Source organism: Rhodoferax sp. AJA081-3, from assembly GCF_017798165.1.
In the GTDB taxonomy this organism is placed as follows: domain Bacteria; phylum Pseudomonadota; class Gammaproteobacteria; order Burkholderiales; family Burkholderiaceae_C; genus Allorhodoferax.
Genome location: NZ_CP059068.1, coordinates 1,135,742 through 1,162,014 on the forward strand (window position 1 = coordinate 1,135,742; position 26,273 = coordinate 1,162,014).

22 protein-coding genes and 1 tRNA gene are annotated in these 26,273 nt (G+C 60.8%); 6 read left to right on the top strand and 17 right to left on the bottom strand.

Going from position 1 to position 26,273, the window contains the following annotated elements; genetic code table 11:
* Positions 1–23: 23 nt before the first annotated feature.
* The 11 genes from HZ993_RS05310 to HZ993_RS05360 form a co-directional block, all read right to left on the bottom strand.
* Positions 24–2,255: a 3-hydroxybutyrate oligomer hydrolase family protein gene (locus tag HZ993_RS05310; protein ID WP_209396218.1), complete on the bottom strand. Its 2,232-nt coding sequence runs from the start codon at positions 2,253–2,255 to the stop codon at positions 24–26.
* A gap of 69 nt (positions 2,256–2,324) precedes the next feature.
* Positions 2,325–3,392 carry a branched-chain amino acid ABC transporter permease gene (locus HZ993_RS05315; RefSeq protein ID WP_209396219.1) on the bottom strand — a complete coding sequence of 356 codons (1,068 nt, stop codon included), beginning with the start codon at positions 3,390–3,392 and terminating at the stop codon, positions 2,325–2,327.
* A 12-nt stretch (positions 3,393–3,404) separates the two neighbouring features.
* On the bottom strand, positions 3,405–4,388 hold the full coding sequence (locus HZ993_RS05320) for a branched-chain amino acid ABC transporter permease (RefSeq protein ID WP_209396220.1): 984 nt from the start codon (positions 4,386–4,388) through the stop codon (positions 3,405–3,407).
* A complete protein-coding gene (locus HZ993_RS05325) occupies positions 4,385–5,128 on the bottom strand; it encodes an ABC transporter ATP-binding protein (RefSeq protein WP_209396221.1) in 744 nt (247 codons plus the stop codon). Before HZ993_RS05325 ends, HZ993_RS05320 begins: the two co-directional genes overlap by 4 nt.
* A complete protein-coding gene (locus HZ993_RS05330) occupies positions 5,125–5,949 on the bottom strand; it encodes an ABC transporter ATP-binding protein (RefSeq protein WP_209396222.1) in 825 nt (274 codons plus the stop codon). Before HZ993_RS05330 ends, HZ993_RS05325 begins: the two co-directional genes overlap by 4 nt.
* A gap of 33 nt (positions 5,950–5,982) precedes the next feature.
* Entirely contained in the window at positions 5,983–7,443 is a 1,461-nt protein-coding gene (locus HZ993_RS05335) for a fibronectin type III domain-containing protein (RefSeq protein ID WP_209396223.1), read from the bottom strand.
* 124 nt (positions 7,444–7,567) lie between these two features.
* Positions 7,568–8,713, bottom strand: a complete 1,146-nt coding sequence (locus tag HZ993_RS05340; RefSeq protein ID WP_245213958.1) for a substrate-binding domain-containing protein — start codon at positions 8,711–8,713, stop codon at positions 7,568–7,570.
* 239 nt (positions 8,714–8,952) lie between these two features.
* The gene (locus HZ993_RS05345; protein WP_209396225.1) at positions 8,953–10,461 is read right to left on the bottom strand and encodes a sigma-54-dependent Fis family transcriptional regulator; all 1,509 of its coding nucleotides are present in this window, start codon (positions 10,459–10,461) and stop codon (positions 8,953–8,955) included.
* 126 nt (positions 10,462–10,587) lie between these two features.
* Positions 10,588–12,096, bottom strand: coding sequence for a tripartite tricarboxylate transporter permease (locus HZ993_RS05350; protein ID WP_209396226.1), 1,509 nt, complete (start codon positions 12,094–12,096; stop codon positions 10,588–10,590).
* Positions 12,096–12,617, bottom strand: a complete 522-nt coding sequence (locus HZ993_RS05355; RefSeq protein WP_209396227.1) for a tripartite tricarboxylate transporter TctB family protein — start codon at positions 12,615–12,617, stop codon at positions 12,096–12,098. Before HZ993_RS05355 ends, HZ993_RS05350 begins: the two co-directional genes overlap by 1 nt.
* Complete coding sequence (locus HZ993_RS05360) at positions 12,614–13,573, bottom strand: tripartite tricarboxylate transporter substrate binding protein (protein WP_209396228.1); 960 nt, start codon at positions 13,571–13,573, stop codon at positions 12,614–12,616. The genes HZ993_RS05355 and HZ993_RS05360 overlap by 4 nt, the downstream gene beginning before the upstream one ends.
* Before the next feature lie 118 nt (positions 13,574–13,691).
* On the opposite strand from HZ993_RS05360, the gene HZ993_RS05365 reads away from it, so the two are divergent.
* The 4 genes from HZ993_RS05365 to HZ993_RS05380 are packed head-to-tail and all read left to right on the top strand — an operon-like array spanning position 13,692 to position 17,921.
* Positions 13,692–14,375: a response regulator transcription factor gene (locus HZ993_RS05365; RefSeq protein WP_209396229.1), complete on the top strand. Its 684-nt coding sequence runs from the start codon at positions 13,692–13,694 to the stop codon at positions 14,373–14,375.
* 1 nt (position 14,376) lies between these two features.
* Entirely contained in the window at positions 14,377–15,804 is a 1,428-nt protein-coding gene (locus HZ993_RS05370; RefSeq protein ID WP_209396230.1) for a sensor histidine kinase, read from the top strand.
* A 3-nt stretch (positions 15,805–15,807) separates the two neighbouring features.
* Positions 15,808–16,212 (top strand): RNA-binding S4 domain-containing protein, encoded by a 405-nt coding sequence (locus HZ993_RS05375; RefSeq protein WP_209396231.1) that lies wholly within the window; start codon positions 15,808–15,810, stop codon positions 16,210–16,212.
* Between the two features lie 11 nt (positions 16,213–16,223).
* Entirely contained in the window at positions 16,224–17,921 is a 1,698-nt protein-coding gene (locus HZ993_RS05380) for a DUF2235 domain-containing protein (RefSeq protein ID WP_209396232.1), read from the top strand.
* A 23-nt stretch (positions 17,922–17,944) separates the two neighbouring features.
* Here HZ993_RS05380 and HZ993_RS05385 read toward each other — a convergent pair.
* The 6 genes from HZ993_RS05385 to cysS form a co-directional block, all read right to left on the bottom strand.
* Positions 17,945–18,037 (bottom strand) — tRNA-Ser (locus tag HZ993_RS05385).
* 86 nt (positions 18,038–18,123) lie between these two features.
* On the bottom strand, positions 18,124–19,392 hold the full coding sequence (locus HZ993_RS05390) for an aspartate kinase (protein WP_209396233.1): 1,269 nt from the start codon (positions 19,390–19,392) through the stop codon (positions 18,124–18,126).
* Positions 19,393–19,418: 26 nt separating this feature from the next.
* Positions 19,419–20,381: a tRNA lysidine(34) synthetase TilS gene (gene tilS / locus HZ993_RS05395; RefSeq protein WP_209396234.1), complete on the bottom strand. Its 963-nt coding sequence runs from the start codon at positions 20,379–20,381 to the stop codon at positions 19,419–19,421.
* Positions 20,382–20,549: 168 nt separating this feature from the next.
* The gene (locus HZ993_RS05400) at positions 20,550–21,527 is read right to left on the bottom strand and encodes an acetyl-CoA carboxylase carboxyltransferase subunit alpha (protein ID WP_209396235.1); all 978 of its coding nucleotides are present in this window, start codon (positions 21,525–21,527) and stop codon (positions 20,550–20,552) included.
* Between the two features lie 112 nt (positions 21,528–21,639).
* Positions 21,640–22,290, bottom strand: a complete 651-nt coding sequence (locus HZ993_RS05405; RefSeq protein ID WP_209396236.1) for a DNA-3-methyladenine glycosylase — start codon at positions 22,288–22,290, stop codon at positions 21,640–21,642.
* Entirely contained in the window at positions 22,290–23,687 is a 1,398-nt protein-coding gene (gene cysS / locus HZ993_RS05410) for a cysteine--tRNA ligase (protein ID WP_209396237.1), read from the bottom strand. Before cysS ends, HZ993_RS05405 begins: the two co-directional genes overlap by 1 nt.
* A 184-nt stretch (positions 23,688–23,871) precedes the next feature.
* Between cysS and HZ993_RS05415 the strand changes: the two genes are divergently transcribed.
* Positions 23,872–25,014: a nuclear transport factor 2 family protein gene (locus HZ993_RS05415; RefSeq protein WP_209396238.1), complete on the top strand. Its 1,143-nt coding sequence runs from the start codon at positions 23,872–23,874 to the stop codon at positions 25,012–25,014.
* A gap of 23 nt (positions 25,015–25,037) precedes the next feature.
* A complete protein-coding gene (locus HZ993_RS05420; protein ID WP_209396239.1) occupies positions 25,038–26,273 on the top strand; it encodes a murein L,D-transpeptidase family protein in 1,236 nt (411 codons plus the stop codon).

Consider the following 26,273-nt stretch of genomic DNA (forward strand, 5'->3'; position numbering starts at 1 on the left):
ACTCCTTCTTTGTCTGCAGTGGTTTAGTTGGGCACGTTGACGGATGTACCGCTGAAGCCGATCACGTCGGCCACTGCCGGTGTGGCGCTAAAGCCAGGCACGTGAGCCGCAGTCAGTGCCGGGGCAGCGCCGGGTGTACCACCGCGCACCGTGGTGCGCACCACCTGGCTGGCAGGCAAGGCTGTACCGTTCTTCAAGTGGGCATACATGCTGTTGAGTGCCTGCACAAAGTAGGTATGCAGCGGCACAAATCGGGTGTCAAAACCCGAGAAGGCGTTGAAGCTGTCGAAGTGCTGGGCATTGGTCACTTCGATGTAGCTGAGCTTGCTGGCCGCACCTTCAACCAGTTTGTTGTACGCGGTATAGGCACGCTCCGAATGGTTGATGGGCAACAGTGCATCGCTGCGGCCTGCCAGCATCAGTGTCGGTTTGCCACGCAGGTTGCCATTGAGCTGCACTTCGGCCACACCGGCACGCACGGCGTCGCTCTGGGCCTTGGTGGGTGTAGACGTGGTGGTCAGCGCCGCACCGGTCACCACATTGGTTCCGGTCACGAGTGCACGCTGGCACAACGCGGCGTCCAACGAGAAATCGGCCACACCGGAGCTGGGCGACACACCCAGGTTCCAGGCCTTGGCACCACCCACCGAGTCGTTGTAGATGACGGTGGCAGGTGTCCCGTTGACCGTGCCGTTGCCAGTCGCAAAACTGGCCGCCTTCACATTGGCGGCCATGGCAGCGGGTGCACCGGCGGCCACGGCGGCTGCGCTCATGCCACACAGGTTGTCAACGACCGAGATGCGTCCGTAGGCATTGGTGTACATCATGGAAATGATGACGGCGTTGCCCAATGCGTAATGGGCGTTGTGCATGGTGTCAGCCTCGGCGGTCCAGCCTGCTGCACGCATCTTGGACAGGGCGTCGGTCGCCTGCTCTGCCGTGGTGCTGCCCGTGATCAGCCCCTTGGCGGCCAACTGCGTACAACGGTTGGTGGCAGTAGCGGTTTGGGCCGTCAGGGCCAAGTAGTTGTAGATGGACACTTCGGCCAAGGCTGCAGCGGGGGCCAGTGCGGCGCACGGCTGGTAGAGGTTGGCAATGGTGAAGTAGTCCATCAGAGACTTGCCGTAAGACGCCACCGGCACACCGCCAAACTGCACGCCATAACCAGCCGTGGTATTGGGCTGCGCACTGGGCTCGCCTGCCACCACACCGTCAATCAGGCCCGTCGTATCCTGTTCTGCTGCACGCAATACCGCAGCACCGCCGTTGGACACCGATGCCGCAATCACCATGGTGTTGGCAGCCGTGAAGCGGCGTGACTTGGCAGACGTGCTGCCGGTGGCCACGGGTGCGTACTGCTGGTTGAGCGCGTACAAGGCGTAGGCGGTTGCAGTCAGTGTGTCATTGCCCCAGTCTTTCTCAGGGTTCATCTGCGAGTGGGCCTGCTTGAGCGCCACGCGGTTGGGGTGCACCGCGTTGTAGGCGGTGCGCACCGCGTCGGTGATATTGGCCGCAAAGTGCGACAGCGTGCCCGCCACGGTGCGGGTGGCACGGGTGCCGTCGATGCGGTGCACCGTGTCGTCACCCAGGTCGTACAGACCCATGCCTTTGCCGGCGTCGGTCAGTGCCACAGCGCAACCGCGCTTCAGGCCCCAGTCGGATGCGGAACCAATGGCACCGTACACACCGCGTGAGCCGGACGATGGGCCAACCACCACACAGGGTGCGTTGACGTCAAAACTATCGGGAATCTGCACCGCCATGGTCACGCGTTTGCGGCCGCTGCCGTCGTCCAGCACGCCCACATATTCCAGACCAGGCACCAGGCCTTCGCCCAAGGTGCTCTTGCCCGTCAGGTCAACGTTGGGGCCATACAAGACGCCGTAGCCGCCGTTGGCGGTGTTGTCCACCAGACCGCGGTAGTTGGACTGGATCGCGTTGCGGCGCAGTTCGTCAGCTGTGGGGTTAGCCGGGTCGGCAAACGCGGTCAGCGCCGCAGCAGCCGTGCTGGCGATACCACTCTTGCCCAGGCCGCCGGTCAACAAGTCCTGACCAGCTGCGGTGCTGGCGGCCCCCGTTGCGGTGGCACGGTAGGCCTTGGCGCCAAAGTCTGTCACGCCGCTGGGCAAGGCATTGACGTCTTGTGCGGATGGGGATGAGGACGAGCCGCCACAACCGGTGAGGAATGTGGCTCCGGCCAGGGCCAGTGCCGTTGCCAACGTTGTCAAGGCGCGTGTTTCGATAGGACTATGCATGCATGTCTCCAGTTGTAATTCGAATGGATGGGGAACGAGAAAGGGGGCGAGAAAACGGGAAAGGCGTGGTCAGGACTGCGCACTGCGTGCGCGCAGTCTCCCCACCACACCGGAGGGGAAGTAATAAACGGACAACACAAACAACACACCCAGCCACAACAGCCAGCGGTCGGGGGATAACAGGGCGGACAACCAGGGCAGCGCACTGGCGGCCTCACTACCCAGCCGCAGCAGGTCTTGCAGGTAACTTTGCGCCACCAGGAACAGTGCGGCACCCACGATGGCCCCGTACATGGTGCCCATGCCGCCGATGACGACGATGAGCAACACATCCATCATGATCTCGAACGACAGCGATGTATCGGGCCCGTTGTAGCGCAGCCAGAGCGCCAGCATGGCCCCGGCCAGGCAGGCAAACAGCGCCGACAAAATGGCCGATGTGGTGCGGTAGACCACGACGCGGTAACCAATGGCCTCGGCGCGGAATTCGTTTTCGCGAATGGCTTGCAGCACGCGGCCGAATGGTGAGTTGACGATGCGCAGCAGAGCCAAGAACAACACAACCGCCGTCACAAACAGCAGGTAATAACACAGCAGCCGCCCATCCAGCGAGACACCCAAAAATGGCTGGTCACTGAACTCATAGCTGGGTGACAGAATCTCCGGCACCTTGAACGACAGGCCGTCTTCACCACCGGTGATTTCATGCAGTTGCGACGCCAGTGTCAGAAAGGCCGAGGCCACGGCCAGCGTGATCATTGCGAAGAAGATGGCCCGCACCCGCAGTGAGAACAGCCCCACCAGCAGCGCCAACACAAAGGACAGTGCCAGGCTACCAGCCACACCTACTGCCAATGCCTCCCAGGTTGGGCCCATGCGTGTGGTGGCCACCGCAATGCCGTAGGCGCCTATGCCAAAAAACATGGTGTGGGCAAAGCTGACGATACCGGTGTAACCCAATAGCAAATCAAAGCTGGCCACCAGCACAATAAAGACCAGCACCTTGGCGGCCACATTGAGTGCCTTGACACCAGGGAAGATGAATGGTGTGAGCGCCAATGCCAGCACCAGCAGAACAAGCAAGCCTGCAAGCCAGCGGCTGCGCGGTAAATCGTGAGAGAGCAGTCGTTGCAACATATGGATACTCCTCTAGCGGCTGGTGACGGGGTAGACACCCTGGGGGCGCCACAGCAGGATGGCGACCATCAGCGCGATGTTGGAAAACAGCGCAACCTTGGGTGCCAGGAAACCGGTGTAATTGGCCATCAGGCCGACCAGGAGCGCGCCTATCAAGGCGCCACCTGTGGAACCCAGGCCGCCGATGATGATGACGATGAAGATCAGCACATTGACGTGGGCGCCCATCTGCGGTGTCACGGTCTGCTGGTACAGGCCCCACATCACGCCACCCAGGCCGGCCAGCGCACTGCCGACCACAAACACGCCAATGAACAGGCGCTTGATGCGGTAACCCAGGCTCTCCACCATCTCACGGTCTTGCACACCCGCACGAATCAGTAATCCAATCTTGGTGCGGCCCAAGACCCAAGCCAGGGTTGCAAACACGGCAAGCCCCACGACCACGGCCATCAGGCGGTATTTTTCGATGGCGGCATCACCCAGGTAGAGCGAGCCCCGCATGGCTTCGGGCAACGGCAGTGCGATCTGCGCCGGGCCCCAGATGACCTTGATCAGTTCTTCACCAATGATCATGCCGCCCATAGTGATCAGGATCTGCTTCAGGTGTTGGCCATAGACCGGGCGCACGATGAAACGCTCAAAAGCCAGCCCCAGCGCGCCAGCCACCGCCATGGCCACAAACATGGCCGGGAACACCGCCACCAGGTTACGCCACAGCTGGTCTGATCCGGTCCAGTCGCCCATCATCCCCAGTACGGTCGTCGCCACAAAGGCGCCGAGTGCAATGAAGACGCCATGGCCGAAGTTCAGCACGTCCATCAAGCCAAAAACCAAGGTCAGGCCCGAGGCGATGATGAAAATAATCATGCCCATTGCCAGGCCTGCCACGGTGAGCGTGACCCAGGTAGAAGGTGAGCCAATGAATGGCAATACCAGCAGAGCCAGCGCGGGCACCAAGACCAGCGGCTTCCAATCAAAGTTCAATGTTTTCATATTGCCAACCCCAACAGTGCGTGTTGCAGGTCTTCGTTGTCGGCCAGCTCTTGCATCGAACCGGCGTGGACCACCTTGCCGTTGTCCATCACCGCAACCTGGTCGCCCAGGCGCTTGGCGAAACTGATGTTTTGCTCCACCAGCAAGATGGTGGTGCCGGTTTGTTTGAGCTGCGCGAAGGCATCAATCATGTTGTTGATGATGGCGGGGGCCAGGCCTTTGCTGGGCTCGTCGACGATCAACAACTTGCGTGGCTCCACAATGGCGCGGGCCACGGCCAGCATTTGTTTTTGGCCACCGGAGAGTTTGCCCGCCGGGTGGTTCCAGAACTTCTCCACCGCCGGGAACAGCTTGAAGATCCACTCCAGGCGTTTGCTGTCCATCTGCTGGGCGTTCTTCGCGCTTCTGGCCGCCAGCAGCATGTTCTCCTTGACGGTCAGGTCCGCGAAGATGCCCATGTTTTCGGGCACATAGGCGATATCCAGACCCGCTATATGCGGCGTTTCGGCGGCCGTGATGTCCTGGCCGTCAAACACCAGCTTGCCTTGTGACGCATGCCACAGGCCCATGATGGTGCGCAGTGTGGTGGTCTTACCGGCGCCATTGCGCCCCAGCAGCATCGTCAGTTGTCCGCGTGGCACAGAGAGGTCCACGCCATGCAGGATGTGGTACGCGCCGATATGGGTGTGCACACCGGACAGGGTGAGCAGCGGCTCGTGGTGTGTAGTCGCTTGGCTCATAGGTCTTCTCCATTGCGTCCGCCCTGCACTTGTTGCGGGACTTCGGCAGGCTCGGCTTGCGCAGGCGTGGGGCTCACACCCAGATACGCCTCTTGGACAACGGGCGAGGCAATCACTTCGGCCGGATCTCCGTCGGCTACCAGCGTGCCGTTGTGCAACACGATGATGCGGTCGGCCAGTTCACGCACCACGTCCATCTTGTGCTCCACCAGCAAAATGGTCTTGCGTTTGTCGTCCTTGAGTTTGCGGATCAGGTCCAGGATGACGGGTGCCTCGTCGGCCGACATGCCGGCCGTGGGTTCATCAAACATGAATACATCAGGCTCCAGCGCCATCAGCAATGCCACCTCCAGCTTGCGCTGGTCACCGTGTGGCAGACTGGCCACGGGCGTGTTTTGTTTATCGTTCATGGCCACCGCGTCCAGCACTTCTTCCGCCAGTTGGGTCAGCGCCTTGTGGTCGCTCCACACGCTCCACAGGTTCAGCCCCCGCAAATGGGCACCAGAGCGCGCGGCCTGTACGGCCAGACGCACGTTTTCCAAAACGGAGAGATTGGGGAACAGATTGGTCAACTGAAACGCCCGGCCCAGGCCCGCCCGGGTGCGGGCCGACGGGCTCATGCCCGCCAGGTTGTTGCCGTTGAGCAGCACGTCACCACTGGTGGCCTTGATCTGACCGGAGATGAGATTAAAAAACGTGGTCTTGCCGGCGCCGTTGGGGCCTACGATGGCCGTCAGCGTGCCTGGTTTGAATGTGCAGCTCACGGCGTTGACCGCCACGTGACCTCCAAATCGCACCGTCAAGTCTTTGGTAACTAACACTCTTGGTTTCTCCCGTTCAGATCAATGCCCTGCTCAGGGGCAGGTGCCAATGACGTAGTAGTTGGTACCGGTCTTCTTCAGCGTGGTGGTGGTGTAGATGTTCCACAGCCCCATGTTCTGGTTGGAACCGTTGGCGTAGGTATAACCATACAGCGCTGTGGCCCGCCCTGCTATGGTGTGGGCGTAGTTGGACGCGGTGTAACAGGTGGCGGCCGGTGGTGGTGTACCCGTGGTGGTGCCAGCTGCTGCTGCGGACACAGCCCCTTCTGCACCATTGGCATCGGCGGCCTTGACGGTCCAGCTGTAGGTTGTGGCTGCGGCCAGCCCGGTATCGGTGAAGTTCAACGCCGTCACGGGCAACGCATTGGTCTTGCTGTTGTTGCGGTAGACGTTGTAGCTAGATGCACCGGTGACGGCGCTCCAGCTGATGGTCATGGCGCTGGCCGTGGGGTTGGACGCCGCGACATTGGTCGGTGCGGGCAAGGCTGCAGGAGGTGGTGTGGTGCCGCCTGCGGAGAGCTGGTCCACCATGGCCTTGATAGCGGCCATTTGCGGGCCGGACTTCTTGGCATAGTTGGCGTTGTCATAACCCCACCAGTCCCAGCAGCTGTTCGTCGCGGCCGTGCTGGTCTGTGGGTACAGCATGACCATGTTATTGGTGTCAGCCCAGCGGTTGTAACCGGTGTTGCGCACATACTTTTGCTGCACCAGGGTCACGTTCTGCTGGCAGCCATGCAGCACCACGTGCAGGCGGCAGTGGGTGCCGGTGGTGCAGGCCTGGGGAATGTAGGCCCAGCCGGTGGGTGCCATGCCATGGTTGGTGATGAACTGGCTCTGGTTGAATTCGACGAAATTGCCTTCGGGCAAGGTGTTGTTGTTGCGGGCGTTCAGCGTGCCGTAGATGTGGCCCAGAATGGCGCCAGCCAGGTCGAAATTGCAGTCGTTGATATACGGCGAGGCCTTGGTGGAGCAGGCGCTGCCAAAGTCGTCAGTGATCATGGCGTGTTCGGCCGCGATGTCCTTTTTGTAGACCACGTTGGCAGTTGGCACAAAGCTGTTGTAGTAGGTCTTCAGCGCATCCATCACACCCGGCTTGACGGTGCTGTCTATGGAGCCAGAGAACAGGTAAACCTTGGATGCCTGCAGATTGGCCACCGGGTCAATACTGCCTGCACTGGCCCAGCTGTTGGTGGTGTTAACCAGGGTGCTGGTAGGAATGCCGGCCGGGCTGGCCATGCAGCGGCCTGTGGCGTTGGTAATGGAACCCTCAGCGCAGTAGAACGGCCCTCCCGCCACAATACCTGCGCCTTTTTTGAAGGTGGCCGAATGGCCCACGTGCAACTGCACGGCCATGAAGCCACCCGACGACAGGCCGGACACCGAAGTCTGGGTCTTGTCGATATTGAGCTGGGGCAGATTCACAGCGGCGATAGCACCGCCGCTGGCCAGCGCGAGTACACAAGCGCTCAGGCGAAGAACGGGAAAACGGTTCATACGATTTGTCTCCTGGTTTTTTGGGCGAAAAGCATCCCTGGCCCCCGTGTACCCGGGGGTTAAAAACTGAACTGAGAGGAGGCAGGGCTGCTTGTCTGTCAGCCCTGCAGAAACCGCGCTGTGTTTAGCGCTTGTTCCGGATAGGGATGTTCATCTCTTCCGGTTTGATCTCGCGCACCAGCTCGGGCACGCCCCAGGCAAACGCGGGGTCGGCCTTGATCTTGAAGTGGTACATGCTTTGCATGGCCTGGTGGTCTTCCTTGCGGAAGGTCATCTTGCCCTTGGGCGTGTCAAAACTCATGCCTTCCATGGTCTTGATCAGCGTGTTGGCCGAGGTGTCGCCCTTGCTGTTGTTCAGCGCCGTCACCACCGCCATGGCAGCGGAGAAACCGCCGGCTGTGAAGAAGTCTGGTGGTGCCTTGAACTCTTTGTAATGGCGGGCCACCATGGCTTCGTTGATGGGGTTCTTGGGAATGCCGAAGTAGTAATACAGCGCACCTTCCATGCCGGGGAACTGCTTGTAGGCCACCATGGCGGGCAGGATGTTGCCACCCGTTGCCAGCTCGATGTTGTAACGTTTTTTCAGGTCCAGATCCGCAATCTTGCTGAACGGTGCGGGTGCGCCCGACCAGCCCACCGAGATATATTTGTTGCCAGGCTGGTCCTTGAGCTTGTCCACGATGCGCTGCAGTCCAGCAGTGAAGTCCGTGGTGCCCACGGGCAGGTATTCCTCATGGACGATCTTGGCGTTCTTCAGCGATTCACGGGTGGCCTTGACACCATCGCGGCCAAAGGCGTTGTCATTGGCCAGTGTGGCCACCACATTGCCCGGCTTGTCCAGCGCGGCGGCATTGGCTGCAGCGTCCTGGCTGGAGTTGCGGCCGGTGCGGAAGATGTATTTGTTCCACTTGTCACCGGTGATGGAGTCGGCCACAGCAGGCTCCACCAACAAGATTTTTTTGTATTCTTCGGCCACGGGGAGCATGGCCAGGGCAACAGGTGATGCGGTAGGGCCAACGGCCAGATCAACCTTGTCATCGCCATAGGCGGCGGCCAGCAGGCTCTTGCCGATATCGGGCTTGCCCTGGTCGTCTTTTTCAATGACCACAATCTTCTTGCCGGCCACCATCATGGTGCCGCCCGTGGCGTAATCCAAACCCATCATGAATCCAACTGCAGTCTGTTTGCCATAGGCCTCCAGCGCACCCGTCTTGCTGTAAATGTGGGCGATCTTGATTTCCTTGGATTGCGCCATGGCGGTAGTGCCCATGAGGGCAGCGGCACACAGGCCGGTTGCGGCTATCGTTGCTTTAAGAATCCAGCGACCTTGGTTCATCTGTCTTGTCTCCTGTTGTAATCGTTCAATCCAGATTGGTGCGCAGGAAGCGTGCCAACCTCCGAATCGTTGTTTTGATTAGGGTTTCTACGCACTAAAGAGGTGAATACGCAGGAAATTGCCTAATTTCAATACAACTGCATGTGACTGAAATTTATACATATGTTCAGTTTTCAGTCATCGCCCAAACGAGCATACAGCGTTGCCCGCGCCACGCCCAGCATTTTTGCAGCCGCCACCTTGTTGCCCCGGTTGGCATCCATTGCGGCCCGAATCGCCTTCTGCTCCAGCTCGGTAATCTGCACCGACAGGGGCCGCAACAGGGCTGCCATATCGTGGGACTGCCCCTCATCCAACAAGGCCGTCACCACCGGCAGGCTGGATAACGCCCGCGCAGGTGCAACCTCCACCTGCTGCAAGCCGGATTCACGCAGCACGGCCTCCAGCTGCGGTACCTCGATGCGCTGGGAGTCGCTGCGCATGGCGGCCTGCTCCAGCACATTGCGCAGCTCGCGGATGTTGCCGCGCCAGGGCTGGGCCTCCAGCAGTGCCAGGGCCTGGGCCGACAGCTCGGGTGGCAACATACCGCTGCGCAGCGCCACGTCTTCACCCAGGGCTTCCAGCAGCGCGGCAATGTCTTCCCGGCGTTCGCGCAAGGGTGGCACACGGATGGGCAGCACGTTCAGGCGATAAAACAAGTCTTCGCGGAACCCCCCCTCTCGCACCAGGCGCGACAGGTCGCGCGAGGTGGCCGCAATCACCCGCACGTCAAACGGGATCAGCTTGTTGGAGCCCAGGGGTTCGATCTCGCCCTCCTGCAGGGCGCGCAGCAGTTTGGACTGCAGGGCCACCGGCATGTCGCCAATTTCATCCAGGAACAAAGTGCCTCCGTCGGCCAGGCGGAACTTGCCGTCGCGCCCTTTGCGGTCGGCGCCGGTAAAGGCGCCGGGGGCAAAACCAAAAAACTCGGCCTCCAGCAAGGTATCGGGCACGGCTGCGATATTGACGCTGATAAACGGCCCACTGGCGCGGGCGGAGGCCGCGTGGATGGCATGGGCCAGCAGTTCCTTGCCCGTGCCCGTCTCACCCAGCAACAGCACCGGGCTGGACGACTGCGCGGCCCGTCGCGCCTGGCGCTTGACCTCGACCGCAGCAGCACTGAGGCCTATAAAACTGGCAAAGGTGTATTTGGATTGGCGCTGTCCGGTCTGGCGCAGGCGCTGGGTGGCCAACTCCCGCCGGGCGTCGTCCAGGTCGCGCTGCAGCAGCGAAAATTTTTCGATCAGCGGTTGCAGCGTGGTCTCGGCATGGTCAAACAACACAATGCCCAGCGCACCGATCACATTGCCCGCCGCATCACGCAGCGGGATGCGGCTGACCACAAAGGTGCCCGCCTTGTTGGACAACAAATCAATCAGTATGGGTTTGCCGGTCTCCAGCACCTGGTGCATCTGCGTGTTGTGCACCACAGTCGAGACCGGGTGACCCACAAAATCTTCTTCACGCTCGTAACCCAGGGCCGGCAGAAACCGCTTGTACTGGTCGTTGATCCAGACCACGCGGGCCGCGCGGTCCACCAACATCATGCCCTCGCTGGCATTGGCGAAGAGGTCAAACATGGAGCGCGCAGCCAGCTCCAGAATGCTCTGTGCGTCGCGCGGCAGGGTGTCCAACTTGTCCATCCGCGCATATTACCCCCGCAATATCCAAACGGAGTCAGCCAAAACCCCACCACCGCATTGCTATAAATTAAATAGCAATATAAGCATATCCGACGGGGGCTAGAGGCTGACTTTTACCTGACGACTTCAGCCAAGCGCCAAACCGGAGCGTCTGGACAGACGCTTCACCAGGCGAGGCACCAACAGGACCAGCACCACGATGACCAGCAGCGTCAACGACATGGGCCGCTGCAGGAAGACCAGCGGGCTGCCCTCACCCATGGCAATGGCATTGCGCAACTGGGCCTCGGCCAGCGGGCCCAGGATCATGCCCACCACGACCGGTGCCGTGGGAAAGCTGAAGCGCCGCATCACCAGCCCCATCACACCCACGCCATACAGCAGGAACAAATCAAACGCGCTCTGGCGCATGCCGTAGGCACCCACCGTGGCGAAGATCAGGATGCCGGCGTATAGCTGGGGCTTGGGCACCTTGAGCAACTTGACCCACAAGCCGATCATGGGCAGGTTCAGCACCAGCAGCATCACATTGCCGATGTACAGCGACGCAATCAGCGCCCAGACCAGGGCCGACGAACTGCTGAACAACTGCGGGCCGGGCTGGATGCCATAGTTCTGGAACGCCCCCAGCAGCACCGCCGTGGTGTTGGACACCGGGATGCCCAGCGTCAACAAGGGAATCATCGCGCAGGTGACCGCGGCGTTGTTGGCGGCCTCAGGGCCTGCCACGCCTTCGATGGCGCCCTGTTTGCCGAACTCTGCCTGGTTCTCGCCCTTGGCCAGCTTCTTCTCGGTGGCATAACTCAGAAAGGTGGGTATCTCGGTACCCCCGGCGGGGATGCAGCCAAAGGGTGCACCAATCGCCGTGCCGCGTATCCAGGCCGGAATGGAACGCCGCCAGTCGCGTTGTGTCATGGTGACCCGGCTCATCTTGTTCTCGGACTCCTTCACCTTGCCTTCAAACAACACAGCGTGCAGGGCTTCGGCCACCGCAAACAGGCCCACGGCCACCAGCACAATGTCAATGCCATCCAGCAGCTCTGGCGTATCGCCGGTGTACCGCGCCTGGCCGGTGATCTGGTCCATGCCGACCAGGCCAATGGCCAGGCCGACAAACAAGGCCGTCAGACCCCGCAGCGTGCTTTGCCCCAGCACCGCACTCACGGTGGTGAAAGCCAGCAGCATCAGGCAGAAATATTCGGGCGGCCCCAGCTTGACGGCAAACTCCGCCACGATGGGCGCAAACAGCGTCACCATGACGGTTGCGACGGTACCGGCGAAGAAGGAGCCAATGGCTGCCGTGGCCAAGGCAGCGCCCGCGCGCCCGCTCTTGGCCATCTTGTTGCCCTCCATCGCCGTCACCATGGTGGCAGTTTCACCCGGTGTGTTGAGCAGGATGGACGTGGTGGAGCCGCCATACATGGCACCGTAGTAGATGCCTGCAAAAAAGATCATGGATGCGGTGGCATCGACCTTGGCCGTGATGGGCAGCAGCATGGCCACTGCCGTTGCAGGGCCGATGCCAGGCAGCACACCGACGGCTGTGCCCAGTGCGCAGCCTACAAAGGCCCACATCAGGTTGACCGGCGTGCCGGCGGTGGCAAAACCTTGTAGAAGTTGGTTCCAGATTTCCATCAGATCCACCCGCTTGTTGTGAGGCCCGGCAAACTGATAGCCAGAAACTTGGTAAACATCCAGTACACCGGCGCGGCGATCAGCAGGCCCACAACGATGTCAATCATCCATGAACGCGCGCCATCGGTGGATGGGCCCTTGGCATTGCGCAGGCCGCGTGCTGCCAGCACAAAACACAGGGCACAACTCAGGATGAAGCCCAGCTTGGTGATCAGCGCCGCATTGAGCAGCAGACCGGCAGACATCCATACAAAGCCGGGCCAATAGGGCTTGCCCCCCGCAAGGTCTTCCTCGCCCTCGTCCATATCCCGAAAGCCACCACTGCGCGCCTCGTAGACCAGAAAGGCGCCGCACACCAGCAAGGCTGCGGACACCAACCAGGGTAAAAAATTGGGGCCGACGCCGGAGTAACCGGCATCCGCCGGTATACCCACGGCGCCCCAAGCCAAGCCCATCGCCACCAGACACACACCAGTGCCAACGATGGTCTGGTAGCGCCGGCTCAGAGCCGCTTGGGTCATACCATGCCTGCCAGGTGCATGATGCCGCGCAGGTTGGAGAACTCGGCATCTACAAAGTCGTCAAAGGCCTTGCCGGTGAGCAGGGCTGGCGTCCAGGCATTTTTCTCCAGCGATTCGGTCCAGGACTTGCTTTTGGTCGCCTTGATGACCAGTTCGGTCAGGGCTGCACGTTGCTCGGGTGTGATGCCAGGGCCACCGTACAGGCCGCGCCAGTTACCCAGCACCACGTCGTAACCCATCTCCTTCAAGGTGGGGACATTGATACCGGGCAGGCGCTTATCGGATGTGACGCCAATCGGGCGCATCTTGCCAGCCGTGATGTATTCGGCCATCTCGCTGTAGCCACCACCGCCCACCGTCACATTGCCACCCAGAATGGCGGCTGTTGCTTCACCGCCGCCGCGGAAGGCCACGTAGTTGACCTTCTTGGGGTCCACACCCACCTTGGTCGCCAGCATGGAGGCGCAGATGTGCTCGGTGGTGCCGCGCGAACCGCCACCCCACTTCACACTGCCGGGGTCCTTGATCAGCATGTCCACCACTTCCTTCATGGTCTTGATGGGCGAGGCTGCGGGCACCACAAACACGTTGTACTCGCTGGTCAGGCGGGCAATGGGTGTAGCCTTGTCCAGGGACACCTGGGGCTTGCCGGTGATGATGCCGCCCAGCATCACGGCACCCATGACGATCAGCGCATTGGGGTCACCCTTGGCGGAATTGACAAATTGCGCCAATCCAATGACACCGGCCGCGCCGCCCTTGTTGTCGAACTGCACGTTGTCGGCCACCTTGGCATCCAGCATGGCTTTGCCAAAGGCACGGCCTGTGCCGTCCCAACCACCACCCGGGTTGGCGGGGATCATCATCTTGATGCTGGCAGCGGCCTGTGCCGACAGCGGCAGGCCCGCAGAAGCAGTCAGAGCGAGCAGGGATTTGAGGAAGGTATCGCGGCGCATGGATGTCTCCTGGTGTTGTTGAATTCCCCTCTATGATGCGCGGACAGCCTGTCAAACCGCTGTCCAAAAACCCTAGGGGAAACCCGCATACCACCCTTTCCCGACGCCTGCTTGCACCATGCATCTGCTCTTGATTGAAGACGATTTGGCCCTGCGGACCGCACTGCAACGTAGCCTGGTGCGTGCGGCCATGCGGGTGGATGTGTGTGGTGACGGTGCCCTGGCGCTGGAAGCCTGGCAAACACTACAACCCGACGTGGTGCTGCTGGACCTGAGCCTGCCGGGCAAGGATGGACTGGACATATTGCAACAGGCCCGCAAGGCTGGGCTCCACACGCCGGTGCTGATACTGACCGCACGTGGCACCGTGGGTGACCGCATCCTGGGGCTCAACGCCGGGGCTGACGACTACCTGCCCAAACCCTTTGACCTGGACGAACTGGAAGCCCGCGTACGCGCCCTGCACCGCCGCCGCACGAGCCCTGCCGCACGCGAAGAGTCGCCCGAACAGGGTGCGGTAGGTGCCTTGCGGTATGACCGTGACAGCGGCGCCATCTACCACCAGCACCAGGTGCTGGACCTGACACCGCGCGAACTGGCCCTGATGGGCGCACTGATGGCCAGGCCCGGCCATGCGGTGGCCAAGGAGCGCCTGTTTGAAGTGGTTTTCCCTGGCGAAACGCAGGTGCAGTACGAGGCGATTGAAGTGGTGGTCTACCGGCTACGCAAGAAGCTGGTAGCGACCGGCGTGACGCTGATGACACTGCGCGGTCTGGGTTATTTGCTCAAGGCCAGTGCCTGAAATGGCCAGCCCCCACACCAACCCACGACCGATCTCACTGCGCCGCCATCTGTTGGTGGGCATCCTGCTGCCGATTGTGCTGTTTGTGGTGGTGGACACCTACAGCCTGTACCGCCAGGCCCTGAACGCGGTCAACATCGCCTACGACCGCACGCTGTTGGCTTCGGCCAAGGCCATCGGCGAGCTGCTGGAGGTGGACGGTGTGGGCGACCAGGCGGTCATCCGTGCGCAAATCCCCTACTCGGCGCTGGAGGCTTTTGAGGCCGACAACCGCAGCCGCATGAGTTACCGCGTGTCCGACGCCAAGGGCAAATGGATAGACGGCGTCCAAGACCTGCCGCAGTGGACCGGCACCCTGCCCAACCAGGGCCCGTATGCCGCGCTGGTCGATTTTTATGACGAGACCTTCCGCGGCGATGCGGTGCGGGTGGCTGTGCTGCTGCAGCCCGTTGCCAGCACGCGCGGCCAGGCCATGGCCACGGTACAGGTCGCCGAAACCCTGGAACTGCGCCACACACTGGCCCGCAAGATTTTGCTGGACACCCTGCTGCGCCAGATGCTGCTGATCAGTGTCATCACGGCCGTAGTGCTGGTGGTGGTACACCGGGTCACCGCGCCTGTGCGCCGCCTCAGCGACAGCCTGCGCCAGCGCGACGAGGACGACTTAACCCCGCTGGAGGCATCCGACATCCCCCGCGAGATTCAGCCCCTGACCGATGCCACCAACCAGGTCATGCAACGCCTGCAGCACACTCTGGACCACCAGAAGCGTTTTGTCCGCGATGCGGCCCACCAGCTGCGCACACCGCTGGCCGTGCTCAAGGTGCAGGTGCAGTCCGCACTGCGCGGCGATGTGGCCGCACCGCTGGCCCTGCAAGAGATACAAGTCACCGTGGACCGCGCCACGGCCCTGGCCAACCAGATGCTGTCACTGGCCAAGGTGGAGCAGGTGCGCCAGATGCAGGATTTTGTAACGCTGGACTGGGCCGAGGTGGTGCGTGCCGTGGCGCTGGATGTATCGCCACTGATTGCCGAGAAAGACATCGACTTTGAACTGGTCACCCTGCCCTGCAGCATCCACGCCCATGACTGGATGCTGCGTGAGCTGACCCGCAACCTGCTGCACAATGCCGCGCGCCATACACCCACCGGTGGTCAGCTCTCGGTCCGCATCCAGCCTGTGGGCGACAACGCGCAACTGGTCGTTGCCGACACCGGCAGCGGCATCAGCGAAGACATGCGCCAACGACTGTTCCAACCCTTTGCCACCGGCGACACCAAGTCTGGCACGGGCCTGGGGTTAACCATCGCTCGCGAAATCGTGCAGGCGCTGGACGGCAGCATCCAATTGAACAACCGGCTGGAGGGTGGAAGAATAGTGGGTCTGGATGCCTGCATCACCCTGCCGCTGAACAACCCACCACAATAATCCATGGACAAAACCCGTATCGACAAATGGCTGTGGGCCGCACGCTTCTTCAAGACACGGTCCCTGGCCACAGAGGCCGTCAACCGCGGCCATGTGCAGATCGATAAACACGATGTCAAACCTGCACGCGACGTGCGGATAGGCGATGTGCTGACCATCTGGCAAGCCCAACTGCCCCGCACGGTGGTTGTCATGGGCATCAGCGAACAGCGCGGTTCGGCACCGGTTGCGCAGCAGTTGTATGCGGAGACCCCTGAAAGCATGGAGAAGCGAGCCAAAGCCGCCGAACAACGGCGCCTGAGCCCCGAGCCCGCGCTGGCCATGGAACACGGCCGCCCCACCAAACGCAACCGCCGGGATCTGGAAAAGACCTGGGGCGAGCGCTGGAGCGCTTCGCTCGATACCTGAATGCTCTGAGAATGGAAACAAGTCCATCCCCACGGCAGCTCGTCATTTGTTGTGACGGCACCAACAACAATCTGACGGGGGGTGTGGACGACACCAATGTGGTGAAGTTGGCGCAGTTGCTGGCCCAGTCGGCCCCTAACACCCGGGCACTGGTGTTTTATGACCCCGGGGTTGGCAACCCGGCAGAGTTGCCGGGTGCCACCTGGGTGGACAGCATCCACCGCAAGGCGCAACGGGTCGCGGGCCTGGCCTTTGGTCGTGGCGCTTACGAGAACATTGCCGAGTGTTATTTGTTCCTGATGCGCAACTACCAGCCGGGCGATCAGATTTTCATCTTTGGGTTTTCCCGTGGCGCCTTTACCGCACGCAGCGTAGGCGGCCTGGTCAACATGTTTGGCGTCTTGCGGCCGCGCATGGAGTCCATGCTGCCCACCTTGATCCATACCTATTTCTCGGACCGCAAACAGGGACATACCGACGCCAACCAGATAGCGCAGCAAATTTCGGCGCTGTTTGCCGACACCCACTCGCGGGTCGTGGAGATAACGTTTGTCGGGGTATGGGATACGGTCGAATCCGTCGGCATGGGCCCATTCAGCGCAAAAATCACCGCCATTCCGACGATAGACAACAAACGATTTTTGAATGTGCGCCAAGCGCTGGCGCTGGACGAGCAGCGCGCACAGTTCAAGCCACGACTCTATGGCAATGAGAATGGAACTTACCGCACGTCCACGGGCAAGCCGGCAACGATTCAACAGCTGTGGTTCCGAGGATCGCACTGCGATGTGGGTGGCGGTTATGCCAAGGGCCACACCGGTATCTCGGACCGAGCGCTGTGCTGGCTGGTGAGCGAGGCGGCACAGTGCGGTCTTGTTCTACACCACAACGGTGTTTCGCTAGACTCTGAAACTGCTGTAGCGACCGCGTTGAATCTTCCACTCGGCATGGCCTCTGCCCCCACCGTCCATAGCCAGTTGCACGACAACTGTCTCTGGGCATTGACTGGGCTGGCGGTACGGGAAACCCAGAAGATTGACCTGCACAAGACCACTCCCACATTCGTCACCGCAGTCGAACACAGCAGTGTGAGCGAAGGCACCTACCGGTTTCCTGAAGACACCCTCTGGACCAACCCAAGGCCCAAGCGCTGGTTGTGGATTTCGATGCTGGCCATGCTGGTTTTTCTTCTGGCACATGGCGATGCATTGAACAAGGACACTGTGCCGCTCGGTCTGGACTGGCAGGCGTGGCTGGCACGCGGATGGGAAGCCCTGCAGCAGAACTGGGAGTACGTTCGCTGGCAGTTGCTGTGGCTGTACGACGGCAGCCTCATGGATATACCCCACCGTTTGGCCTCACCGACATGGGCCATGGTCTGGGACCTGGGTTTGATTGCGGCTTACGCCTATGCGTTGTCCTGGTTGGGAGTTGCTGCTTTTACCCGCCACGCCGGGCTGCACCGGGCAGCGCATGCGCCAGCCAAATACCTGAACATGCTGGGCTGGGCCTTGCCCGTGGCGGTCTTCAGCGATCTGCTTGAAGACATAGCCACTTGGCTGGTCATCCAATGCGCCACCACGGACCACCCGGGATGGGCATTCGTGTGGGGATGCTGCATGAGCATTTTTTTGATGGGCAAGTCTGTGGGCCTGTTGGGCACACTGCTTCTGATCGGCCTGCCCGCCAAAGAAAAAAACCCTAAGTAAATGAATTACTTAGGGTTTTATCTTGGCGGAAACGGAGGGATTCGAACCCTCGATGAGGCTCTACACCCCATACTCCCTTAGCAGGGGAGCACCTTCGGCCACTCGGTCACGTTTCCTGAACAGCGAGCATTATCTCACGACTTTGCGCAGTTTTTAGCTCCGGCGTAACTTGCATGCAAGTTGTCTGCACTGAAACTTTGTTTTAGCTGGCAGGCTGGTCCAGATCAAACGCTTTGTGCAAAGCACGTACCGCCAGCTCCATGTACTTCTCGTCGATGACCACGGACGTCTTGATTTCGGATGTGGAAATCATCTGGATGTTGATGCCTTCCTCGCTCAGTACACGGAACATGCGGCTGGCCACACCCACGTGGCTGCGCATGCCGATACCGACGATGGAGACCTTGCAAATCTTGGTGTCACCCACCACTTCTTCCGCGCCCAGCGTGGGCAACACCACGGTCTTGAGCAGGTCCACGGCCTTGGCGTATTCGCCACGGTTGACCGTGAAGCTGAAGTCGGTTTTGCCGTCTTTGCTCAAGTTCTGGATGATCATGTCCACTTCGATGTTCGCATCGGCCACGGCGCCCAGAATCTGGTACGCAATACCGGGCTTGTCGGGCACGCCCATCACAGAAATTTTGGCTTCATCGCGGTTGAATGCGATGCCCGACACAATGGCTTGTTCCATTTTCTCGTCTTCCTCAAAAGTAATCAGGGTGCCGGACTTGGCTTCCTCTTCGATATCGATATCCCAGTCGGTGAAGCTGCTCAGAACACGCAACGGCACCTTGTATTTGCCAGCAAACTCCACCGAGCGGATCTGCAGCACTTTGGAGCCCATGGAGGCCATTTCCAGCATTTCTTCAAAGCTGACGGTCTTCAGGCGGCGGGCTTCGGCCACCACGCGCGGGTCGGTGGTGTAGACGCCGTCCACATCGGTGTAGATCAGGCATTCGGCGGCCTTCATCGCTGCAGCAACTGCCACGGCTGAGGTGTCCGAACCGCCACGTCCCAGCGTGGTGATATGGCCCTGCTCGTCCATGCCCTGGAAGCCGGTGACGATGACGACCTTGCCGGTCTCCAGATCAGCACGCACACGGGCGTCGTCAATGGATTCGATGCGGGCTTTGGTGTAGGCGCTGTTTGTGCGGATCGGCACTTGCCAACCAGCGTAACTGACCGACTCCATGCCTTCGGCTTGCAGCGCAATCGCCAGCAACGCGCTGGAGGCCTGCTCGCCAGTGGCGGCCAGCATGTCCAGCTCGCGGCCATAGGCGTCCCCCTGTTTGGAAGGTGCCAATTCCTTGGCCAGACCCAGCAGGCGATTGGTCTCGCCGCTCATGGCCGAGGGTACGACCACCATCTGATGACCCGCGCGCGCCCATTTGGCGACGCGTTTGGCGACATTGCGGATGCGTTCCGTTGAACCCATCGACGTGCCGCCGTATTTGTGAACAATCAGTGCCATGAAATGAGTAATTTTTGAAGCAAAACCTAGGGATTGTACCAAGTCAAAACATCGCTGCTGCGCTGCACAAACCCGCTGCCCACTTTGATGTGGATGTGATGGCCACGCGTGGTGCAGTCGGCCACCTGGTCCAGCAGCTCCGCCAGCTGCACGGTGCTGGGCACACACTGGTAGTTTTGCTTGAGCCAATAGCGCAGTGCGTTGGCTTGGCGCGGCCGGCTCAAGCCCTGCAGCGCCTTGATACGCGGCAGGCCATCCGTGCTGCGGGCAATGGTTTGCACGTCCTGTACAGCCACCTCGTCCAGAAGTTGCTGGCCTTGGGCTGCATGGCTGGCGCTGCGGGCAAAGGTATCCAGAAACTGCGGAAAGGCGGAGCGCAGTGCTGGCATCAGCCGCGCGCGGATGCGGTTGCGGGTGAACTGCTCGTCACTGTTGGTCGGGTCTTCCACGAAAGCCACACCCCGCTGCACAAGCCAAGCGCGGATGTCGGCACCGGCCACCTGCAACAAAGGCCGGTAGTAGTCCAAACCATCGCGCTGCCAGTGCGCGGGCATGGCGCTCAGGCCCGCCAGCCCCGCGCCGCGACTCAGGGCCAGCAACAGCGTTTCCACCTGGTCATCGGCATGTTGTGCGATTGCTATTGATTTGATAGCTACACCACCATATTTATCGGGGGCTAGAGCCGAAAAAGCCATATAACGTGCCTGGCGGGCGGCATCCTCGGGGCTTTGTCCAGCCTGTTTGCTGGCGTTCACCGCCTGTACGTGCAGAGGCACGTTCAGGCGTTTGCACAGCGTACGGCAGTGGTCTTCAAACAGTGTGGCAGCGGCCTGCAGGCCGTGGTTGATGTGCACGGCACTCACCTGCCCTGGCCATTTCTCGGCAGAGGCTACCAACAGCGCAACCGAGTCAGCACCTCCGCTGAGCGCCACGGCCAGCGGTAAAGCCGGATCAAAGCCAGCCATGGCCTGATCAACCGACTGGGTCACAGGAAACACTCACGCGCACAACGCGCGTACCGATGAGCCTGGGCGGCAGAGCGTTCTGCGCAGGTAAAGGAGGAGCTCGCGCAGCGAGCGGGGCTCAACGTCGCAACCGGGGAGCAGAACGCTCTGCCGCCCAGGCTCCCAAGCGAGGTGACGAACGCGTCCAGGGACCTAGCGCCCCGCAGTCTTGGTGTCAGTAAAGCGCCCATAACTCTGCAGGCGCTCGTAGCGGCGGTCCAGCAGCTCCTTGAGCTTCAGGTCGCTGATCTGGCGGTAGGCATCGGCCAGCGCACGCTTCAGGAAAGCGGCGGCCTGCTTCATGTCGCGGTGCGCACCACCCACAGGTTCGTTGACGATCTTGTCAATAACACCCACGGCCTTCAGCCGGTGGGCCGTGATGCCCATGGCTTCGGCTGCGTCGGATGCCTTGTCCGACGTCTTCCACAAAATGGAGGCGCAGCCTTCGGGGCTGATCACGGAGTAGATGGAATACTGCAGCATGATGACCTGGTCCGCCACCGAGATCGCCAGCGCACCACCGGAACCACCTTCACCAATGATGGTCGTGATGATGGGCACTTCCAGCTGGGCCATCTCGAAAATATTGCGGCCAATGGCCTCGGACTGGCCGCGCTCTTCGGCGTCAATGCCGGGGTAGGCACCGGGGGTGTCCACAAAGGTGAAGACCGGCAGCTTGAACTTCTCTGCCAGCTTCATCAGGCGCAGCGCCTTGCGGTAACCCTCGGGCTTGCTCATGCCGAAGTTGCGCAGACCACGCTCCTTGGTGTCACGCCCCTTCTGGTGGCCCAGCACCATGCAAGGCGTGCCGTTGAAACGGGCCAGACCGCCCACGATGGACAGGTCATCCGCAAAGTGGCGGTCGCCGTGCAACTCGACAAAGTGCGTGAACAGTTCGTTGATGTAGTCCAGCGTGTAGGGGCGCTCGGCGTGGCGGGCAATCTTGGTGATCTGCCAGGGCGTCAGGTCGCTGTAGATGTCCTTGGTGAGCTGCTGGCTCTTCTTGCTCAGTTGCTCGATCTCGGCGGAGATATCGACGGCAGACTCGGTCTGCACGTAACGCAATTCTTCGATCTTGGATTCGAGCTCGGAGATGGGCTGCTCGAAATCCAGGAATGTCTTCTTTGCCATGGTCACATCCTATTCTTTTGGGGACAGAGCGGAAGGTCGGTCCCGCAATACCATTTTGCTTAATTGGGGTCAGAGCATCTTTGCCATGCAACGTGGTTTGACCCACAAAGTATCAATAATCCACTTGCACCGGGTCCAACGAGCGCCAAATATACCAAGTTGCGACGGTGCAGTACGGCGCCCAGGCTGCGGCGACTTCGCGAGCATCGCTGCGGCTCACCACATCGCCAGAGAAATAATTATGGCTGATGCCGGTGATCAGGCCTACATCGTCCAGTGGCAACACATTAGGCCGCATGAGGTGAAATATCAAGAACATTTCTGCCGTCCAGCGGCCAATGCCGCGGATAGCGATCAGTTCAGCGACGATTTCGTCGTCACTCATTGCATCCCAGGATTTGACGTGCAGGGCGCCGTTGTCGAAGTGCAGTGCCAGGTCCACCAGATATTCGACCTTGCGGGCCGAAAGGCCAGCGGCGCGCATATCGTCCACCTTGAGCTTCAGCACATTGGCCGGCGTCAGCTTGCGCGGCAGCAGCTCAAAGCGCTCCCACACGGTTTGTGCGGCCTTGACCGAGATTTGCTGGCCCACGATGCTGCGTGCCAGCGTCACAAAGGCATCACCCCGGGTTTCCAGGCACGCGTCGCCAAATTGGGGGATCAGGCGCTTCATGACCCGGTCTTTTTTGACCAGGTGTTTGCAGGCTTCTTCCCAGAAATACGGCGTCTGTCGCTCAGCCGGTGGCTTCTTGACCGCAGCCATCACTGCACTGCTTCCCAGCTCGTTCCGGTGGGTGAGTCCTTGAGCACAATGCCCTGGGCCAGCAGATCCTTGCGGATGTTGTCGGCCAGTGCGAAGTCTTTTGCCGCCTTGGCTGCAGCACGTTCCTGAATTTTTGTCTGGATCGCCGCTTCATCCAAGCCAGCGCCCGCCTGCAAAAAGGCTTTGGGGCTGTCCTGCAGCAGGCCCAACACGCCGCCCAGCGCCTTCAGCAGGCCAGACAATTCGGCGGACTGGGTGCGGTTGACTTCACCTGCCAGGTCAAACAACACGGCAACCGCTTCGGGTGTGCCAAAGTCTTCGTCCATCGCAGCCTTGAAACGGGCCGCGTGGCTTTGGGTCCAATCGATGCCGTTAGCCAGTGGCGCCGGCGCGACCAGATCCAAGGCGGTATAGAAACGCTTGAGTGCATTGCGGGCGTCGTTCAGGTGCGCGTCGCTGTAACCAATATCGGACCGGTAGTGGCCGCGCACCAGGAAGTAGCGCACGGTCTCCGCGTCATACTTGGCCAACACATCACGGATCGTGAAGAAGTTGCCCAGGCTCTTGGACATCTTCTCGTTGTCCAGCTGCACCATGCCGTTGTGCATCCACACCTGGGCCATGGGTTTGCCGGTCACGCCAACCGTTTGCGCCAACTCGTTTTCATGGTGGGGGAATTGCAGATCCGCGCCACCGCCGTGGATGTCAAATGTCTCACCCAGCGTCTGGCAGCTCATGGCCGAGCATTCAATGTGCCAGCCCGGGCGGCCCACGCCATAGGCATGGCCGCTGGCGGCGCTGTCCCATTTGGCATCGGCAGGCTCTTCAGGTTTGGCGGCCTTCCACAGCACAAAATCCAATGGGTCATTCTTGCCGTCATCCACCGCCACCCGCTCACCGGCGCGCAGGCTTTCCAACGACTTGCCGGACAACTTGCCGTAGCCCTCAAACTTGCGCACGGCGTAGTTCACATCGCCCGAGCTGGCCTTGTAGGCCAGGCCCTTGCCCTCCAGTTGGCGGATCATGTCCAGCATCTGGGGCACGTATTCGGTGGCGCGGGGTTCGACCGTGGGTGGCTCTATGCCCAGGCGGCCAATGTCTTCGTGCATGACGCCAATCATCTCGTCGGTCAACGCGCGTATCGGGATGTTGCGGTCCAACGCGCGGCGGATGATCTTGTCGTCAATGTCCGTGATGTTGCGGACATAGGTGACGCGGTAACCGCTGCTTTTGAGCCAGCGCTGCACCACGTCAAAAGCCATCGCCATGCGGGCGTGGCCGATGTGGCACAGGTCATAAATCGTCATGCCGCAGACGTACATGCGCACATGACCGGGTTCCAGGGGGGTAAATGGCTCAAGCCCACGCGACAGCGTGTTGTAAATGCGCAAACTCATGGGTATTTCTAGGCCGCCTGCCAGGGACAATGGGCCTGGGCAACAGCGCTAACTCGTTCAGGTCTGGTAAGGGTAAGTCTCGGTCTCTCACCGGAGGGCGGGTGCACCCCCTCAGCTACAATTCAACACAGTATAAAGCCCCTTTTTCGAGGGCACATCCACCGTCTGAGAATCTGAAAGCCCTATGACGCACTCCCGTTTGACTGTACTTGGACCCCTGCGCCTGGTCGCCCTTGCCGCAGCCCTGATGTTTTCAACGGCCTATGCAGATGAATATGCGGATGTTGCGCAACTGGTGCGCAGCGGCAAATTACCCGAAGCCCTGAGCAAGGCCGACCAGTACCTGGCCACCAAGCCGCGCGACCCGCAGATGCGTTTCCTCAAGGGTGTGATCCAGCGCGATTCGGGCAAGACCACCGATGCTATTGCCACCTTTACCCGCCTGACCGAAGACTTCCCCGAGCTGCCCGAGCCCTACAACAACCTGGCCGTGCTGTACGCCGGCCAAAGCCAGTTCGACAAGGCCCGCACGGCGTTGGAAATGGCGATCCGCACCAACCCCAGTTATGCCACGGCGCATGAAAACCTGGGCGACGTCTACGCGAAGCTGGCCAGCCAGGCCTACAACAAGGCGCTGCAACTGGATGGCGCCAACGCAGGCGTACCGCCCAAACTGGCGCTGATCCGTGAACTCTTCAGCCCCACCGGTGCCAAGAACCAGCGTCCCGTTACGCCTCCGGTCGCCACACCCGCAATACCAACGCCCGTTGCCGCCAAACCGGCTCCCACCCTACCTGGCCCCGTTGCAGTCAAGCCCACCGTTGCGGCAACACCTGCCGTGACCGCTGCGGCACCTACAACACCTACACCCACAACACCGTCTGCTTCGATTGCTGCACCCGTGGTTGCAGCACCTGTGGCTGCCGCGTCCAGCACAGCGCCGACACCCGCCCCAACCGCGCCTGTTGTCGCATCCAACAGCAACAGCGCCAGGGACGCTGAAAACGCGGTCATCGCCTGGGCCAAGGCCTGGGCCGCACGCGACGTCAAGGCGTATCTGGCCACTTATGGCAAAGACTTCGATCCCCCTGGTTCCCAGAGCCGCAGCGCCTGGGAAGAGGAGCGCCGCCAGCGCATCACCAGCAAATCCAAAATCACGGTAAAACTGGAAAATCTCACGGTTACTGTTTCCGGCAACAACACAGCGGTCGCCAAGTTTCGCCAAGACTACAAAGCCAACGACTTGTCGGTTTCCAGCCGCAAAACACTTGATCTGGTCAAAGTGGGTGACCGCTGGCAGATTGTCAAAGAATCCACCGGTACATGATGCCGCGATGGTCGGCTGTTGGCATGCTTAAAGCGCATCGCAATACTTGGCTATTCACACTGGCGTTCGCAAGCCTGGCCCTGGCACATGCGGCCAGTCCCAAACCCGGGTCCAAGCCAACACGGGCGGAAGCCCCTGCGCCCAAAAACCAGGACGGTGTCGCTGAGGCGCGGCTGATAGAGGTCTACAAGCTCATTGGCCAGGCCAAAAACCGGGAAGCACTGGCCAAGGCCGATAGCCTGGTCGAAGACTTCCCCCATTTTCAACTGGCCCAACTGGTGCATGGTGATCTGCTGGCTGCACTGACCCGGCCCATCAAGACCTTTGGTGACGTCCCCGAATCGATGGTTCTCAGCGCGCGCCCGGTGTTGGCCGAACTGCGCGAGGAGTCACAACGGCGCGTCCGGGCCCTGCGCGAACGCCCTTTGCCGGGTACCGTGCCCTCCCAGTTTTTGGCCATTTCGCAAAAGTCCAAACATGCCATTGCGGTAGACGCCTCCCGGTCTCGCCTGTACCTGTTTGAGAACACGGCCAATGGCCTGAACCTGATCGCCGACTATTACATCTCGGTGGGCAAAGCGGGCACGGCCAAGGCGGTCGAAGGTGACCAGCGCACACCTCTGGGTGTGTACTACATCACCAGTAACCTGGACCCCAAGTCGCTGAAAGACTTCTACGGCTCGGGTGCCCTGCCCATCAACTACCCCAACATGCTGGATAACAAGCGCGGCAAAACCGGCAGCGGCATCTGGCTACACGGCACACCGCCCAACCAGTTTTCGCGGGCACCGCAGGCCACCGATGGCTGTGTGGTGCTGGCCAACCCGGACCTGCAGCACATCATCCGCACGGTCGAAGTGCGCACCACACCGGTGGTCATCGCGACCCAGTTGCAGTGGGTGGCGCCGCACAGTGTGCGCGCGGAAAGCAAGCCTTTTGAAGATGCCCTGCTGGGTTGGCGAAATGCAAAAACCTCGGGCAACCTGCAACAGGTTTTGACCTACTACACGCCCGACTTCAACAGCAACGGCAAATCCCTGGCACAGTGGACACCGGTGCTGAAAACCGAAATCGACCAGACGCAGGGACGCACCATACAGCTCAAAGATGTGTCTTATTTGCGCTGGACCGATGTGGCCGACACCATGGTAGTGACCTTTGGCGAAGTCGCCGAAGGTGCCCGGGTCGGTTGGACCAAACGGCAGTACTGGATTCGCCAGGAAAACCAATGGAAGATTTTTTTTGAGGGAGTGATTTGA